Genomic DNA, 16971 nt, shown 5'->3' on the forward strand with positions numbered 1-16971 from the left:
CGCCGCCGTCACCGAGAGCTACGTCACCGACTCGGACATCGGCACTGGAACCATCTATGACGACGGCTCCATCGACGGTGACGATGCAGGCACCATCAACGACGACGACCGCCCGACGCTGACCATCAACGACGTCGATGTCGAAGAAGGCAGCAACGCCGTCTTCACCGTCAACCTGAGCAAGGCCAGCGAGTCCAACCTGGAAGTGGCGTTCACCACCTCCGTGCTCGACCCGCTGACGGCCGAGTCTGGCGACATCGACCCGGCCAATCTGGTCGTGACCTACGTTGACAGCAACAGCGTCACCCAGACTCTGACCGCCGACATCAATGGCAAATACACCATCCCGGCGGGTGTGACCACGCTCACCGTCAAGGTCCCAACCACCGCCGACGACGTCTACGAAGGCGCCGAGACCTTCACCCTGTCCGCCGCCGTCACCGAGAGCTACGTCACCGACTCGGACATCGGCACTGGAACCATCTATGACGACGGCTCCATCGACGGTGACGATGCAGGCACCACCAACGACAACGATAAGCCACAGATGTCGATCTCGAACATCACGGTAGAGGAAGGTTCAACAGCCGTTTTCAACGTCACAGTTGGCGAGGCTGACGCAGATTACACCGTCACTTTTGGCACCAGCCTCACCGGCCAAAGCGCCGAGAGCACAGACTTTGACAGCACCCTGGTGATAAAGGTCGGTTCCACCATCATCATCCCAAACCTTGACGGCAGCTACACCGTTCCGCCAGGTACGACTTTGCTGACGGTTGAGGTCATCACCAACGACGACAACGACTACGAAGGTCCTGAAACCTTCATGCTTACGGGCAAGACGGAGTTCATGAACAGCGTTACCAGCGGCATGGGCACCATCAAAGACGATGGATCCGCCCCTGACGGCGATGACGCCACAGACCTTGGACCCAACACCGACCCAGGAACGCCTGACGACGACAGACCGACCCTTTCGCTTACCGGCAAGGACAACGTTTCTGAAGGCAGTCCAGCGGTGTTCAATGCGAGCTTGTCCAACGCTTATGCATACGACGTTGAGGTGACACTGGCGCTGGGGAATGTCAGCACTGAGGGGGATGACTACAGCACCGACATGGTCGTGACCTTTGTGGACGCATTCAATGTCACGCAAACTGTCAATGTGCCTAGTGGGGGAACGTTTACATTGCCCGCCGGCATCACTGACTTTAAAGTTCGTGTAAATACGACTTCCGATTTGGAATTTGAAAATGCAGAAATTTTCACGCTGACAGCGTCTATCACAGGCGGCTCGACAGGTAGCGACACAGCAACGGTCTTGGATGATGGTTCAGGTATGGTCTATGACGACACCGGCACGCCTACCGACGGTTTGCCGGACGACGACCGCCCAGTCACCCAAGCCCCACCCCCCGAGGCCCTTGCGCCAGCACCCACACTCGCACCGGCCCCTGGCCCCACCGAAGTGCCCCTAGCCCCCCTGCCCCCCTTCAACTCCGCCACGGTGATGCAAGTCAGCTCGCCCACGCCGCAGTTGGACATCGGCACCTTCCCGGTGGAAGCCATTCTGACCAGCGACATCGGCTTCCCGGTGCTGGTGGCCGAGCCCGGCAACACCTCTCTGCCGCCCAACCTCACATTGGCCAACGCTGTGACCGACCAGTTTGCCGATCCAGGCACTGAAAGCCGTTTCGCCATTCCCTACGACACTTTTGCCCATACGAAGGCGGACGCTCAAATCACACTGCTCGCCAAGCTGCAGGACGGCTCTGATCTTCCCAGCTGGGTGGTGTTCGACCCACAATCCGGCACGTTCACGGTGAATCCGCCGGCCGATTTGCCGGAAGCCCAGCGCGAACTCAAGCTGATGGTGATCGCCCGCGACCAGGAAGGCCGCGAAGCGGTGGCACCGTTCCGCTTCTTTGTCGGGGACGACAAAACCAAGCCCAAAGTGGCTGGCCGTCTAAGCCTCACCGAGCAGTTGAAACTGGCCGCCAAGCGCAGCCAGACGCCTTGGGCGGACTGGAGCCGGGCACCGGTGGAAGCCAAACCGGTGGCACTTGGACCTGCGGCTGAACGCGCAGCGGCTCAAGCCGGATGACAGTGACCGCCCAGACCGGACTGCCGGGCCCACGCGCCGTGCAGGCGCTGGCGGCTTTGCTGGATTTGCAACGGCGCGCACGCGAAGCCGCCAGCCCGCAGGAACTGGGCTTCCTGCTGGTGAACGACACCCTCGCCTTGGCGCCTTACCGCCAGGGCGTGCTGTGGCTGGCCGACCGCGGGGTCTACACCCTGTCGGGCGTGTTGCAGCCCGAAGCCAATGCGCCGTACGGGTTCTGGCTGCAGGCGGTTTGCCAGCATCTGGTCAACCAGCCCAAGGGCGCAGCCCGCCCCTTCACCGCGCAAGACGTGCCGCCCGAACTGGCCCGCGAATGGGCCGAATGGTGGCCTGCCCATGCCGTGTGGCTGCCCATGCCGCACCCAACCGACGGCACGGACACACCGCCCCAAGCCGGGCTGTTGCTGGTGCGTGACGAACCATGGTCCGATCAAGCTGAGGCCCTGTTGCGCGACTGGACCAGCGCCTGGTGGCACGCCTTCCACGCCCTGCACCGCCCACGCCTGAGTTCTTGGCGGGCGCTGCGCCAACGGCTGGCCAACCATTTCCTGCGCCAGCCCAACCGCCCGTGGTGGCGCCAAAATCGCGTGCGTTGGGCCGCTGCCGTGCTGCTGTTACTGGCCCTGCCCGTGCGGCTGACGGTGCTGGCCCCGGGCGAACTGGTGCCGGCGCAACCGGTCGTCGTTCGCGCCCCACTGGACGGGGTGCTGGACACCTTCCACGTCCAGCCCAACCAGTTGGTCCAGAAAAACCAGCCCCTGTTCGGCTTTGACGAAGCCTTGATCCAAAGCAAGCTGGACGTGGCCCAGCAAACCCTGGCCACAGCCGAAACCGAATACCGCCAAACCATGCAATTGGCGCTGGTGGACGCCAAGTACCGCCAGCAACTGGCTTTGCTGACCGGCAAGATCGAAGAAAAGCGGGCCGAGGTGGACTACCTGGGCGAGCAACTGCAGCGCGCCCGGGTGTTGGCCCCGGCCGATGGGGTGGCCTTGTTCGACGATCCGGCCGAATGGATCGGCAAGCCCGTGGCCGTGGGGGAGCGCATCATGCGCCTGGCCGCCCCGGGCGATGCCGAGGTGGAAGCCTGGTTGCCCCTGGCCGATGCGGTCGCCCTGCCACCCGACGCTTCCGTGAGGCTCTACCTCAACGCCAGCCCGCTGTCGCCGGTGAACGCGCGACTGCGCTACCTGGCGCACGACGCGGTGCAACGCCCGGACGGCAGCTACGCCTACCGCGTGCGCGCCGCACTGGCGGCCCCCACCACCCACCGCGTGGGTCTGAAGGGCACGGCCAAGTTGAACGGCGGGTGGGTGCCGCTGGGCTACTGGATGCTGCGCCGCCCCCTGGCCTGGGTGCGCACCACCCTGGGAGTGTGAGCCGTGGCCTTGCCCTTGCTGCGCGATGAGCTGAACCTGCTGCCCGGCCCGACCCTGCCCGATGGCCAACCCAGCTGGATCCTGCACGACCCGGTGCGCAACCTGTTCTTCCGCATCGACTGGCCCACCTTCGAGGTGCTGCAACGCTGGGGTTTGGACGACCCCCAGGCCATGGCAGACGACATCGCGGCGCACACCACGCTGCAGCTGGGGCGCGACGATGTGCTGGCGGTGGCCCAGTTTCTGGTGCAGAACCAGCTGGTGCAGCCCAGCGGTGCCCAAACCCCGCGTCAAATGGCCGACCGGCTGGCCCAGATGCAAGGCAGCCCGCTGAAATGGTTGCTGCACCATTACCTGTTTTTTCGCATCCCCCTGTGGCGGCCCGACGCCTGGCTGGGGCGCTGGCAAGGCGTGGCGGGTGCGTTTTACACCCGCACCTTCGTGTTCATGACCCTGGCCGCCTTGCTGCTGGGTTTGACCCAGGTGGTGCGCCGTTGGGACGTGTTCACCACCTCGCTGGTGGACACCTTCAACTGGGAAGGGCTGGTGTCCTACGGCGTGGCGCTGGTGTGCGTGAAGTTTTTGCACGAACTGGGCCACGCCTTCACCGCCAAGCGCATGGGTTGTCGGGTGCCTACCATGGGGCTGGCTTTTTTGGTGATGTGGCCCGTGGCCTACACCGACACCAACGAAACCTGGCGCCTGACCCATCCCCGCCAACGTTTGGCGGTGGCCTCGGCCGGCATTCTGACGGAGTTGGCCATTGCCGCCTGGGCCACGCTGGCCTGGGGCCTGTTGCCCGAAGGCGGCCTCCAATCGGCCGCTTTCGTGTTGGCCACCACCAGTTGGGTGGCCACGCTGGCCATCAACGCCAGCCCCTTCATGCGGTTCGATGGCTACTTCATCTTGTCCGACTGGCTGGATTGGCCCAACCTGCACGAACGCAGCTTTGCGCTGGCGCGCTGGCACCTGCGGCGGGTGCTGTTTGCCTTGAACGACGAACCGCCGGAACACTTGCCCGTACACCAGCAACGTGCGCTGATCGGCTTTGCCTGGGCCACCTGGCTGTACCGCCTGGTGCTGTTTCTGGGGATTGCCTTGCTGGTGTACCACTACTTTTTCAAAGCATTGGGGGTGGTGCTGTTCGCGGTGGAATTGCTGTGGTTCGTGTGGTGGCCTGTGGCGCGCGAACTGAAGGTGTGGCGGCAACGCTGGCCCGACATCCGCCAGCAACGCCGCAGCCGCTGGACAGGGGGAGTCCTGGCCTTGGTGCTGGGCCTGACCGTGGTGCCCTGGCCCGGCAGAGTGACGGCCAGCGCCATGCTGCACCCGGCAGAAATGTGGCCGGTGTTCGCCCCGTCTGGCGCGCGGGTAGAAGAACTGCCTTTTGGCGAAGGAGCGCACGTCCAGGCTGGCGACACCCTGGTTCGGCTTTATGTGCCCGACCTGCAGTTGCGCCGCCAGGCCCTGGAGGCGCGGCTCAAGCAGGCGCGCTGGCAAGCCGCCTCGGCCGCGTTCGATGCCGAAACCCGCAACCGCCTGTTGGTGCACGAAGACGCGCTGCAAACCGCCGAGGCCGAGTTGGTCAGCCTGGACACCGAGTTGCGCCACTACAACCCGGTCGCCCCTTATGCCGGGCGGTTGCGCGACCTTGACCCTGACCTGCGGGTGGGCCAGTGGCTGCAACGCCAGGAAAAGGTCGCGGTGCTGGTGCGCGACGACGGCCGCTGGCAAGTGGACACCTGGCTGGAAGAAGACGTGGTGCAGCGCGTGAAAGCCGGTGACCGCGCGGTGTTCATCGCCGACGGCCCCACGCATGCCAGTCTGCGGCTGCGGGTGGTGGCCGTGGACGAGGACGCTTCACGCGTGCTGCCTCGCCCGGAACTGGCCGCCCACTTGGGCGGGCACGTGCTCACCCGGGAAAAAGCGGGGCAACTGGTGCCCGAGCGGGCCATTTACCGCGTGACGCTGGAACCACAAGGCCCGCTACCGCCCGAGTGGCACCGTATGACTTGGCGGGGGCGCGTCACCATCCATGCCGACTGGAGCGCGCCCGCCAGCCGCTACCTGAAACAGGGCTTGGCGGTGCTGGTGCGGGAAATGGGCTTTTGACGCGGCGGGGTCAGGGCCGCAGGCCCAGCCCTTGGCACGCGTCCATCAACTCGGCGGTGCTGGCCACGCCGAATTTTTCGTACACGGCGGCACGGTGTTTCTTCACCGTGCCGGCCTGCACGCCCGTTTGCTCCCCAATGGCCATGTTGCCATGACCCTGCAAGATCAGGAAGAACACCTCTTTTTCCCGCTCGGTCAGCGTCTGGAACAGGCGGTTGGCGCGGGTCAGTCGCACAAAACGGTCGCGCTCGGCGGCGTCGTGCGCCAGCGCCTGGTCCACGGCGGCCACCAATTGCTCGCGGTTGAAGGGCTTGATCAAAAAGTCCACCGCCCCGCCTTTCATGGCGTCGATGATCTCTTGCGGCTGGCTTTCCCCACTGATGAACACCACCGGCGTGTGACGACCGATTTCCCGCAGCCTTTGCTGGGCTTGCACACCGCTCAATCCAGGCATGCGCATGTCTATCAGCACCACAGCGGGCGACAGGTCCATCGCCTGGTGGAAGAATACGTCGGCATCCTCGTAGGTGGCCACGCTGTAGCCGAGTTGTCGCAACAGGTCGCCCAGGTAAAAGCGCACATCTGGGTCGTCATCCACCAGGTAAACGTGGCCTTGCTGACGCATCACGGATGGAAATGAACAAAAAATGCCATGAGGTTCATAATATAGCAATCACTTATTCTGTCTTTACCCAATTGGATAGGCCCCCTGTGACAAATCCTGCCATGCCGCCGGGGGTGCTGTGCTGGCGGCCCGCTGCCGCGCCACCCGCAGACCCGGCTCCCACGTGATGCCCAGCAACTTCCCAGCGTTTCAGTTGCTGTTGGTGCTGAGCGCCACGCTCATCTTTGGGTTACCCGTGCTGGTGTGGTTGTTCATGCGCGGCACCCGCGACCGGGGCGCCCGCCTGTGGTTTTCCGCCGTGGCGTGCAACGCGGTGGCCTTGGGCCTGGTCGGCTACTGGGGACGATTTTCTGCCGAGGCCGCAGTGCTGTTTGTGCTGGCGGTGGGCCTGGCCCTTGAATCCATGCGTTGGGAACTGGAGCGCCCTGCCATCCCTTGGCGCCTGGCCGCCGCCACTTGGGTGGCTTACGCGGCGTTTCAATGGTGGCTGCAAGCCCAGGGCTTGCGCATGTCGGTGGGTTACACCATCAACCTGACGCTGCTGGTACTGGGCGATGTGTGGTTGATGGTGCTGCTGTGGCGGGTGAGCCGGCGTCACGACAGCCGTGGCCTGCTCATGGTGGCGCTGGGCATAGGTGTGGTGTTGTTGCCCAACGGGCTTCGGCTGTTTCAGGCGCTGGTGGATGGTGGTGGCCCCGACGCATTTGCCGGGTCACCGGCCACCAATGTGGCGGTGGTGGTGGTGACGCTGGTGTCGGTGCTGCATGTGTTGGGCTACGGGGGCTTTGTGATGGAAAAGCTGCACCAGCGGCAATTGGCTCACCAACTGGCAGAAGCGCGCGCCAACGAGCAGCAGCGACTGGCGGAACAGCACACACAAGAGTTGCAAGCCCTGGTCCGTCAGCGCGACGAAATGATTTTGCTGAATTCACGCTTTTCGGCGGTCAGCAATTTGGCCGTGTACAACTCGGCCATCGTCCACGAGATCAGCCAACCCTTGCAGGCCCTGCTGTCGATTCTGGACGGCATGAGCCTGCGCGACGCCGCTCCAACCGGCCAGCCGAACCCCAGCGTGCAACACGCCCTGACCATGGTCAACAAAATGGCGTCCACCCTGACCACCCTGCGCACCTTGATGGCCGGCCAGCAAGCCCCGCTGGAGCCGCTGACGTGGGACGAGGTGCTGGACGAATTGCTGCCGATTCTGCAAACCCAGGCCCAACGCCAACACGTGCGGCTGGAGCGGCGGACGGAAGACCCTTCGGGCGGTGTCGTCCGGGTCAACCGGGTGTTGCTGCAACGGGTGATTTTCAACGTGGTGACCAATGCCTTCGAGTCCTTGCGTGGCGACCAAATACCCGAGGGGCGCATCCTGCTGACCACGGGACAGGTTCAGGAACACGGCATGGCCTACGGCGTGCTCCGCGTGCAAGACAACGGACACGGCTTGCCCGCCGGTTTGGCGCTGAAACCGGGCTTGGCCTTGCAAACCACCAAAGACGATGGCGTCGGCGTGGGCCTGAGTTTTGCCCAAATGGTTGTGGAATCTTGGCGCGGGGAACTGCTGGCGTACAACGCCGTGGCACCGGCCGGCCAGGGGGCCGTGGTGGAAATCCGTTTGCCCCTGCTCACCTGAACCCGGACACCTGCACCGCTGCGGCCGCTTGGCACCCCGGCGGCTTTCCGTCGACAATACGCGGTTGCCCCCTTTTCAGGTTTTGGCCCACTTATGCTGCCCCACCAACTCGAACTGCTTTCCCCCGCGCGCGACGCCGACATCGGCATCGAAGCCGTCAACCACGGTGCCGATGCCGTCTACATTGGCGGGCCGTCGTTCGGGGCGCGGGCCAGCGCCGACAACTCGGTGGCCGACATCGAGCGCCTGGTGCGCCACGCCCACCGCTACCACAGCCGGGTGTTCGTCACGCTCAACACCATCCTGCGCGACGACGAACTGGAGCCCGCGCGCCAGCTGATCCAACAGTACCACGACGCCGGGGTGGACGCGCTGATCATCCAGGACATGGGCCTGCTGGAGCTGGACCTGCCGCCGATCCAGCTGCACGCCAGCACACAGACCGACATCCGCACCCCGGAAAAAGCCCGTTTCCTGCAAGACGCCGGGCTGAACCAGATCGTGCTGGCCCGTGAACTGACGCTGGCGCAAATTGCCGCCATCCGCGCCGCGACCGACCCCGCCCGTTGCAACCTGGAATTCTTCATCCACGGCGCGCTCTGCGTCGCCTACAGTGGCCAGTGCTACATCAGCCACGCCCACACCGGCCGCAGCGCCAACCGGGGCGACTGTTCCCAGGCCTGCCGCCTGCCTTACGAGGTGAAGGACAGCCAGGGCCGTATCGTGGCGCACGACAAGCACGTGCTGTCCATGAAGGACAACAACCAGAGCGACAACCTGCGCGCCCTGATCGACGCCGGCGTGCGCAGCTTCAAGATCGAAGGCCGCTACAAGGACATGGGCTACGTGAAAAACCTCACCGCCCACTACCGCGTGCTGCTGGACGAGATTCTGGAGGAACGCCCCGAACTGGCCCGCGCCTCGCACGGCGAGTGCACCTTCTTCTTCCGGCCCGACCCGAACCAGAACTTCAACCGCGAGTTCACCGATTACTTCGTCCAGGGCCGCCAGGAGGACATTGGCGCCTTCGACACGCCCAAGAACCCCGGCCAGGCCATCGGCTGGGTGACGAAGGTCCACCCCAACAGCGTGGACCTGGAGCTGAACGACCCGGCCACCGCCCTGAGCAACGGCGACGGCCTGTGCTACTACGACCTGCAAAAGGAGCTCGTGGGCCTGCAAACCAACCGGGTCGAAGCGCTGGGCCCAGGCCCGCGCAACCGGCTGTGGCGCATCTTCCCCAAAGACCCGATGGCCGGCTTCAAAGACCTGCGCCCGGGCACAGAAATCAACCGCAACCGCAGCATGGACTGGGTGCGCGCGCTGGAGAAAAAATCCGCCGAGCGGCGCATCGGCGTCTGGATGACGCTGCGCGACCACGCCGACGGGCTGACGCTGCAACTGACCGACGAGGCCGGCCACACCGGCCAGGCCCAGGTGGCGCTGGCGTTGCAAGCGGCCAAAGACCCGGTGCTGGCCACCGACAAGCTCCGCGAGCAACTGGGCCGGCTGGGCGACACCGTGTTCACCCCGCTGGACACCGCGCTGGAGCTGGCGCAGCCCTGGTTCGTGCCGGCCTCGGTGCTCAACGCTTTGCGCCGCGACGCGGTGGCGGCCCTGGAAGCCGCCCGCGCGCAGGCCCTGCCGCGCCTGCCGCGCGCCACCCCGGTGGAGCCGCCCACGCCCTACCCCGAGGACACCTTGAGCTACCTGGCCAACGTGTACAACCACAAGGCGCGGGACTTTTATGCCCGCCACGGCGTGCAGGTGATTGCGTCCGCCTACGAAAGCCAAGAGGAAGAAGGCGAGGTGAGCCTGATGATCACCAAGCACTGCGTGCGCTTCAGCCTGAGCCTGTGCCCGAAGCAGGCCAAGGGGGTGACCGGGGTGCAGGGCACGGTGCGCGCCGAGCCGCTGCAGCTCATCAACGGCAAGGAAAAGCTCACCCTGCGCTTCGACTGCAAACCGTGCGAGATGCACGTGGTCGGCAAGATCAAGCGCAGTGTGTTGAACCAGGTGCCGGCCAGCCCGCTGCGCTTTTACCGCACCCGGCCCACCGCCCCCACGGTGTGAACCGCCGCTCGCTCAGACGTAGGCGTTGAGCGGGGCGCGGTTGTGGCGCATGTGCAGCGACATGCCCAGCGCCGCCATGTGGTTGGCGTTGCGCCCCAGTATGGTCTGCGACAGCGGCAGGAACTCGGCCTCCTCGTAGCGGGCGTGTGCCTGGTATTGCCCCACCAATTGGTCGATCGCGGCCACGTCCACGTCGGCGGGTTGGCCTTTGGCGAGTTTTTTCAGGCCCGGCTCCAGCCGCTTCCACACCTGTTCCAGGGCGCGGTGCTCGTCGGTCAGCCGCTGCACCATGGCCTGCACCCGGGTCCATTCGGCGCCCTTCTCGGCGCTGGCCAACACCGCCGGGAACAGTTCGCGTTCCTCGTCCAGGTGGTGCTCGAAAATGGCTTCGCGGAAAAAATCCACCGCCTGTTCGGCGATCTCACGGGCCCGCGCCGCCGGGGCCAGCAAGGCCGGCAGCTCGGCCAGGGTGTCCAGTTTGCGCACGATGCCGGCGTGGCACTGGGTGAAGTCTTGGATGGGTTCGTCTTGAACGGGCGTGGCCAAGGTCATGGGGGAAAACTCCGGTGTGGGACTGGGAGCAGTCTAGTCCGGCCGTTTCCCCCCGGGTTTGACCCGCGTCAAGCTTCGGTGCCGGGGCGCGTCAACCCACCCATTTGCGGGCGTTGCGCCAGATGCGCATCCAGGGGCTGGCGGCGTCCAGCCCACCGCTGCGGGCCAGGTCGGTCCAGCTCATCTGGACGTTGCGGAACACGCGCTCGGGGTGCGGCATCATGGCGGTGAAGCGGCCGTCGGCGGTGGTCACCGCCGTCAGGCCGCCGGCGCTGCCGTTGGGGTTGAACGGGTACTGCTCGGTGGCGGCGCCGCTGTTATCCACGAAGCGCATGGCGGCAATGGCCTGGGCCGGGTTGCCGCGGTGCTTGAAGTTGGCGTAGCCCTCGCCGTGCGCCACCGCGATCGGCAGGCGGCTGCCGGCCATGCCCTGCAGGAACAGGCTGGGTGAATCCAACACTTCCACCATCGACAGGCGGGCCTCGAAGCGCTCGCTCTGGTTGGTGGTGAAGCGCGGCCAGGCCTCGGCGCCGGGGATGATGTCGGCCAGCTCGGCAAACATCTGGCAACCGTTGCACACACCCAGGCCGAAGGTGTCGGTACGGCCGAAAAAGCCCTGGAACTGCTCGGACAACACCGGGTTGAAGGTGACGCTGCGCGCCCAGCCGATGCCGGCACCCAAGGTGTCGCCATAGCTGAAACCGCCGCAGGCCACCACACCCTGGAAGTCCTGCAGGCGGGCACGGCCGGTCTGCAGGTCGGTCATGTGCACGTCGTGGGCGTCGAAGCCGGCCTCGTGGAAGGCGTAGGCCATCTCCACGTGCGAGTTCACCCCTTGCTCGCGCAGGATGGCCACTTTCGGGCGAGCCAGGTTCAGGTAGGGCGCGGCCACGTTGTCGGCCGGGTCGAAGGTCAGCGCCACGTGCAGGCCTGGGTCGCTCGGCACGCCGGCGGCGGCGTGTTCGGCGTCGGCGCAAGCGGGGTTGTCGCGCTGCTGGTTGATTTTCCAGCTCACGCTGTCCCACACCTGGTGCAGGTCGAACAGGCTGGCGCTGAAGACGCACTTGGTGTCGCGCCAGACCTGCAACTCGCCCTTGCCCAGGTCGATCGGGGAACTGGCCGGCCGGGTCTTGCCGATGAAGTGGCTGTGCTTGCTCAGGCCGTGCTCGCGCAAGGTCTGCATGACGGCGTTGCGCTGGGCGGTTTTCACCTGCAGCACCACGCCGAGTTCTTCGTTGAACAGCGCCTTGAGGGTCAGTTCCTCGCGCCGCGCGCTCACCTGGGCGGCCCAATTCTTGGCGTCGCCGGTGTCCATCCGGCTGTCGTGGATGCCGTCGCCTTCGGTCACCAGCATGTCCACGTTCAGGCTCACGCCCACGTGGCCGGCAAAGGCCATTTCGGCCACCGCGGCCAGCAGGCCGCCGTCGCTGCGGTCGTGGTAGGCCAAGATCTGGCCCTGCGCGCGCAGGGCATTGACCGCATCGACCAGGCGCTTCAGGTCCTCGGCGTCGTCCAGGTCGGGCACGGCGCCGCCGGGCTGGTTCAGCACCTGCGCCAGGATGGAGCCGCCCATGCGGTGCCGGCCCTTGCCCAGGTCCACCAGCACCAGGGTGGTGTCGTCTTCCTGCGCGTCCAGTTGCGGCGTCAGGGTGCCGCGCACGTCGGGCAGGGTGGCAAAGGCGGTCACGATCAGGCTCACCGGCGAGCTGACTTTCTGCGTGGCGCCGTCGGCCTGCCACTGGGTGCGCATCGACAGGCTGTCCTTGCCCACCGGGATGCTGATGCCCAGCGCCGGACACAGTTCCATGCCCACGGCGCGCACCGTGTCGTACAGGGCGGCGTCTTCGCCGGCCTCGCCGCACGCGGCCATCCAGTTGGCGCTGAGCTTGACGCGCGGCAGCTCGAACGGCGCGGCCAGCAGGTTGGTGATGGCTTCGGCCACGGCCATGCGGCCGGAGGCCGGGGCGTCCAGCGCGGCCAGCGGCGTGCGCTCGCCCATGCTCATGGCCTCGCCGGCAAAGCCGGCGTAGTCGGCCAGGGTCACGGCGCAGTCGGCCACCGGCACCTGCCACGGGCCCACCATCTGGTCGCGGTGGCTCAGGCCCCCCACGGTGCGGTCGCCGATGGTGACCAAAAAGCGCTTGGAGGCGACCGTCGGGTGGCTCAACACGTCGATGACGGCTTGTTGCAGCGCCACGCCGGTCAGGTCCAGCGGGGCCACCTGGCGCGACACGCGCCGCACGTCGCGGTGCATCTTGGGCGGCTTGCCCAGCAGCACGTCCATGGGCATGTCCACCGGGCTTTCGGCGCCCGCGTCGGCCAGCACCAGCTGGCGCTCTTCGGTGGCCACGCCCACCACGGCAAAGGGGCAGCGCTCGCGCTCGCAGAAGGCCTGGAACTGCGGCAACGAGGCCGGCGCGATGGCCAGCACGTAGCGCTCCTGGCTCTCGTTGGACCAGATTTCCTTGGGCGCCAGGCCCGACTCCTCCAGCGGCACGGCGCGCAGATCAAAGCGCGCGCCCCGGCCAGCGTCGTTGGTCAGTTCCGGGAAGGCATTGGACAGGCCGCCCGCGCCCACGTCGTGGATGGCCAGGATGGGGTTGGCCTCGCCCTGCGCCCAGCAGTGGTTGATCACCTCTTGCGCGCGGCGCTCGATCTCGGGGTTGCCGCGCTGCACCGAGTCGAAGTCCAGGTCGGCGGCGTTGACACCGGTGGCCATGGAACTGGCGGCCCCGCCGCCCATGCCGATGCGCATGCCCGGGCCGCCCAGCTGGATCAGCAGCGTGCCCGCGGGGAATTCGATCTTCTGGGTCTGGCGCGCGTCGATGCCGCCCAGGCCACCGGCGATCATGATGGGCTTGTGGTAGCCGCGGCGCAGCGTGTCCACGTCGCTGGCCACGGTCTGCTCGTACTCGCGGAAGTAGCCCAGCAGGTTGGGCCGGCCGAATTCGTTGTTGAAGGCGGCGCCGCCCAGCGGGCCTTCGGTCATGATCTGCAGCGGGCTGGCGATGTGCTCGGGCTTGCCGCCGGGCTGGTCGGCCCAGCCGTTCCACAGCTTGGACACGGTGAAACCGGTCAGGCCGGCCTTGGGCTTGGAGCCGCGGCCGGTCGCGCCCTCGTCGCGGATCTCGCCGCCGGCGCCGGTGGAGGCACCGGGGAAGGGCGAAATCGCGGTCGGGTGGTTGTGGGTTTCCACCTTCATCAGCACGTGCTGGGTCACCGTTTCCTTGGCGTAGGCCGGACTGGTGTCGCCGCCGGCCTGGGCCACGAAGCGCTCCAGGCGGTGGCCTTCCATCACCGAGGCGTTGTCGGCGTAGGCGATCACCGTGTGCTGCGGCGCCAGCTGGTGGGTGTTGCGGATCATCGCAAACAGGCTCTTGTCCTGCGCCGCGCCGTCGATGGTGAACTGGGCGTTGAAAATCTTGTGGCGGCAATGTTCGCTGTTGGCCTGGGCGAACATCATCAGCTCCACGTCGGTGGGGTTGCGGCCCAGCCCGTGGAAGGCGTTGACCAAGTAGTCGATCTCGTCGTCGGCCAGCGCCAGGCCCCAGGCCACGTTGGCCCGCTCCAGCGCTTTTCGGCCCATTTCAGGGCCCCCGCCCAGCACGTCCACGTGCTCCATCGGCTGGGGCTCCAGCTCGGTGAACAGGCGGTGGGCGGCGGCGCGGCTGTCCACGGCGCTTTCGGTCATGCGGTCGTGCAACAGCCCGGCCACCTGCTGCCACTGCTCGGTGCTCAGGCTGGCCTTGCCCAGCAGGCCCGACTTCAGCACCAGGCGGTATTCGGTGATGCGCTCGACCCGCTTGACCGCAAAGCCGCAGTTGCGGGCGATGTCGGTCGCTTTGGAGGCCCAGGGCGACACGGTGCCAATGCGCGGGGTCACCACCACCAGCGGGCCGTCGCTGGGGCCGGCGTAGGGCTCACCATAAGTCAGCAGGGCCTGCCACTTCGGCAACAATTCCGGGGGCAAGGGCTCCAGCGTGTCCACCAGGTGCACAAAACGGGCCGACAGGCCCACGATCTTGTCGCTGACGGCTTGCAGGCGGGGCAGGAGTTGCTGGGCGCGGAAGTTGCCGAGTGCGTCGCCGCCCTCGATCGGGGTGATGTGCTGGGTCACGGTGTGGCCTGAGTGAAAAGTAACCCCGAATTTTACCGGCAGATGCCGCCCCGACCCCGCCAGCCCAGTCTGAGGCAGCGCTCTGCACCTAGGGTTTACCTGAGTCGTTGCAACGACATTCATGCAGTATATTGCATGCTATCAAAGGCAATTTAGTGCATCACGCGGTCGCCGCGGCCACTCCAGACCCATGAAACTGAAGATCCTGGTGGGCACCACCACCCAAACCGCCGAAAGCGTGGCGCAGTCCATCGAACTGGATTGCGCCGACCTGGTCGAGCAGATCGAGGTGCAGTTGATGGATGGCCTGGACGCCTCGGTGTTTGACGAGCCCGCCCTGTTCCTGATCTGCACCGCCACCTACGGCAGCGGCGACGTGCCCGACAACGCCCAGGCGCTGCTGGCCAGCCTGTGCAGTGCCCCCACTTACCTGGGCCACGTGCGCTACGGCGTGATGGCGCTGGGCGACCAGGGCAGCTACCCCATGACCTTCGCCATGGGCGGCCGCCAGTTCGATGAGAAATTGACCGACCTGGGCGCGCAGCGCCTGGGCGAGGTCTGGACCCACGACGCCAGCAGCGGCGTGGTGGCCGAAGACGCCGGCATCGCCTGGTGCCGCGACTGGCTCACCAGCCACCTGCCCGCGCTGCGCGCCGCCGCGCCCCAGGCCTGACCCGCCTTCAGGGTAAGCCAGCATCGTGCCCCGACCCGTTCGCGCCTAGCATCGCAGCACCTTTTCAACACAGGAGACCCCCACATGACCACCCGCCGCCACGTTCTCACCCACGGTGCCGCCTTGTTCGGCGCCGCTTCCAGCGGCCTGCTGCTGCCGCAGCTGGCCTTGGCCCAGTCCAACAAGGTGCGGGTGGGCTTCATGCTGCCCTACACCGGCACCTTTGCCCAGCTGGGCGTGGCCATCGAAAACGGCTTCCGCATGGCGCTGGACGAACAGGGCGGCAAGCTCGGTGGCCGCGAGGTCGAGTTCTTCAAAGTGGACGACGAATCCAACCCGGCCAAGGGCATCGAAAACGCCCAGCGCCTGGTCCAGCGCGACCGGGTCGACGTGCTGGTCGGCACCGTCCATTCCGGGGTGCAGATGGGCATCCACCGCGTGGCCCGCGACACCGGTGTGCTCAGCCTCATCCCCAACGCCGGGGTGCACGCCGCCACCCGCGCCCTGTGTGCGCCCAACGTGTTCCGCACCAGTTTCACCAACTCCCAGCCCACGCTGGCGCTGGGCAAGGCCATGGTCGAACGCGGCCACAAGAAGGCGGTCTGGATCACCTGGAACTACGCCGCGGGCGAAGAGGCCTACGAAGGCTTCGAGCAGAGCTACACCGCCGCCGGCGGCACCATCGTGAAAAAGCTGGGCCTGCCCTTCCCGAACGTGGAATTCCAGGCGCTGCTGACCGAAATCGCCGCCCTCAAACCCGACGCCGTGGCTTGTTTCTTCGCCGGCGGTGGCGCGGCCAAGTTCCTGCGCGACTTCCACGCCGCCGGCCTGCACAAGACCATCCAGCTCTACGGCTCCGGCTTCTTGACCGAAGGCGTGCTGGAAGCCGCCGGCGAGGCCGCCAACGGCGTGCTGACCACCATGCACTACAGCGACTCGCTGGACACCCCGCGCAACAAGCAGTTCCGCCTGAACTACGCCAAGGCCTTCAAGATGCAGCCCGACGTGTACGCCGTGCAAGGGTACGACACCGGCCTGCTGCTGGTCCAGGGCGCCAACAAGGTCAAGGGCGACCTGTCGAACAAGAAAGACCTGTACGCCGCCATGGAGGGCGCCGTGATCGACAGCCCGCGCGGCAAGTGGACCATGAGCAAGGCCCACAACCCGGTGCAGGACATGTACCTGCGCAAGGTGGAAAACAAGGAAAACAAGGTCATCGGCATTGCGCAAAAAGCCGTGGCCGACCCGGCCACCGGCTGCAAGATGGCCTGACCTTGGCAGGCGGGGCCCGCCCCGCCGTGTCCGACGAACGAGCGGCGACCATGCCCCCGCATGCGTTGCGCCGCTCTTTTTTTGCCCGAGTGACCACCCATGGACTTCGCGAACTTTCTGATCCAGCTGCTCAACAGCCTGCAATACGGCCTGTTGCTGTTCATGCTGGCCGCCGGCCTGACGCTGATCTTCGGCATCATGGGCGTGGTCAACCTCGCCCACGGCAGCTTCTACATGCTCGGGGCCTACATGGCGTGGTCGCTGTCCAGCGCCTTCGGCAGCCTGTTCTTGGCCATAGTGGTCGGGGCGGCCCTGTCGGTGGTGCTGGGGTTGGCACTGGAATGGCTGCTGTTTCGCCACTTCTACAAGCGGGACCACCTCGACCAGGTGCTGCTGACCTTCGGCCTCAT

General features: G+C 66.2%; 11 protein-coding genes. 8 read left to right on the forward strand and 3 right to left on the reverse strand.

Annotation, left to right across the window (positions count from 1 at the left end):
* The 3 genes from HA630_RS21505 to HA630_RS21515 form a co-directional block, all read left to right on the forward strand.
* The coding region (locus tag HA630_RS21505; protein ID WP_208300211.1) for a hypothetical protein at nucleotides 1-2104 on the forward strand (2104 nt) is incomplete at its 5' end.
* On the forward strand, nucleotides 2101-3501 hold the full coding sequence (locus HA630_RS21510; protein WP_166835460.1) for an efflux RND transporter periplasmic adaptor subunit: 1401 nt from the start codon (nucleotides 2101-2103) through the stop codon (nucleotides 3499-3501). The genes HA630_RS21505 and HA630_RS21510, both read left to right, overlap by 4 nt.
* A 3-nt stretch (nucleotides 3502-3504) precedes the next feature.
* A complete protein-coding gene (locus HA630_RS21515) occupies nucleotides 3505-5613 on the forward strand; it encodes an HlyD family efflux transporter periplasmic adaptor subunit (protein ID WP_371809253.1) in 2109 nt (702 codons plus the stop codon).
* Nucleotides 5614-5623: 10 nt separating this feature from the next.
* Here the strand turns inward: HA630_RS21515 and HA630_RS21520 are convergent, their stop codons facing one another.
* Nucleotides 5624-6238 carry a response regulator transcription factor gene (locus HA630_RS21520; protein ID WP_166835458.1) on the reverse strand — a complete coding sequence of 205 codons (615 nt, stop codon included), beginning with the start codon at nucleotides 6236-6238 and terminating at the stop codon, nucleotides 5624-5626.
* Nucleotides 6239-6404: 166 nt separating this feature from the next.
* On the opposite strand from HA630_RS21520, the gene HA630_RS21525 reads away from it, so the two are divergent.
* Together HA630_RS21525 and HA630_RS21530 are read left to right on the forward strand one after the other, a co-directional pair.
* Nucleotides 6405-7874 carry a sensor histidine kinase gene (locus HA630_RS21525; protein ID WP_166835456.1) on the forward strand — a complete coding sequence of 490 codons (1470 nt, stop codon included), beginning with the start codon at nucleotides 6405-6407 and terminating at the stop codon, nucleotides 7872-7874.
* A 93-nt stretch (nucleotides 7875-7967) separates the two neighbouring features.
* Complete coding sequence (locus tag HA630_RS21530; protein ID WP_166835454.1) at nucleotides 7968-9947, forward strand: U32 family peptidase; 1980 nt, start codon at nucleotides 7968-7970, stop codon at nucleotides 9945-9947.
* A 12-nt stretch (nucleotides 9948-9959) separates the two neighbouring features.
* Here the strand turns inward: HA630_RS21530 and HA630_RS21535 are convergent, their stop codons facing one another.
* The gene (locus HA630_RS21535; protein ID WP_166835452.1) at nucleotides 9960-10499 is read right to left on the reverse strand and encodes a hemerythrin domain-containing protein; all 540 of its coding nucleotides are present in this window, start codon (nucleotides 10497-10499) and stop codon (nucleotides 9960-9962) included.
* 91 nt (nucleotides 10500-10590) lie between these two features.
* Nucleotides 10591-14616 (reverse strand): phosphoribosylformylglycinamidine synthase, encoded by a 4026-nt coding sequence (gene purL, locus HA630_RS21540; protein WP_166835450.1) that lies wholly within the window; start codon nucleotides 14614-14616, stop codon nucleotides 10591-10593.
* Between the two features lie 190 nt (nucleotides 14617-14806).
* Between purL and HA630_RS21545 the strand changes: the two genes are divergently transcribed.
* From HA630_RS21545 to HA630_RS21555, 3 genes are all read left to right on the forward strand, one after another.
* Nucleotides 14807-15289, forward strand: coding sequence for a flavodoxin domain-containing protein (locus tag HA630_RS21545; RefSeq protein ID WP_166835448.1), 483 nt, complete (start codon nucleotides 14807-14809; stop codon nucleotides 15287-15289).
* A gap of 84 nt (nucleotides 15290-15373) precedes the next feature.
* Entirely contained in the window at nucleotides 15374-16561 is a 1188-nt protein-coding gene (locus tag HA630_RS21550) for an ABC transporter substrate-binding protein (RefSeq protein ID WP_166835446.1), read from the forward strand.
* Between the two features lie 99 nt (nucleotides 16562-16660).
* A partial coding sequence (locus tag HA630_RS21555; RefSeq protein WP_407061936.1) for an ABC transporter permease subunit occupies nucleotides 16661-16971 on the forward strand: 311 nt, incomplete at its 3' end.

The organism is Aquabacterium sp. A08 (assembly GCF_011742065.1).

What these genes read in the sequence shown, in the direction of transcription:
- HA630_RS21535 (WP_166835452.1), bottom strand. Translation starts at nt 10,499, where the DNA reads ATGACCTTGGCCACGCCCGTTCAAGACGAACCCATCCAAGACTTCACC.
- HA630_RS21530 (WP_166835454.1), top strand. Translation starts at nt 7,968, where the DNA reads ATGCTGCCCCACCAACTCGAACTGCTTTCCCCCGCGCGCGACGCCGAC.
- HA630_RS21550 (WP_166835446.1), top strand. Translation starts at nt 15,374, where the DNA reads ATGACCACCCGCCGCCACGTTCTCACCCACGGTGCCGCCTTGTTCGGC.
- HA630_RS21525 (WP_166835456.1), top strand. Translation starts at nt 6,405, where the DNA reads ATGCCCAGCAACTTCCCAGCGTTTCAGTTGCTGTTGGTGCTGAGCGCC.
- HA630_RS21520 (WP_166835458.1), bottom strand. Translation starts at nt 6,238, where the DNA reads ATGCGTCAGCAAGGCCACGTTTACCTGGTGGATGACGACCCAGATGTG.
- HA630_RS21510 (WP_166835460.1), top strand. Translation starts at nt 2,101, where the DNA reads ATGACAGTGACCGCCCAGACCGGACTGCCGGGCCCACGCGCCGTGCAG.
- HA630_RS21545 (WP_166835448.1), top strand. Translation starts at nt 14,807, where the DNA reads ATGAAACTGAAGATCCTGGTGGGCACCACCACCCAAACCGCCGAAAGC.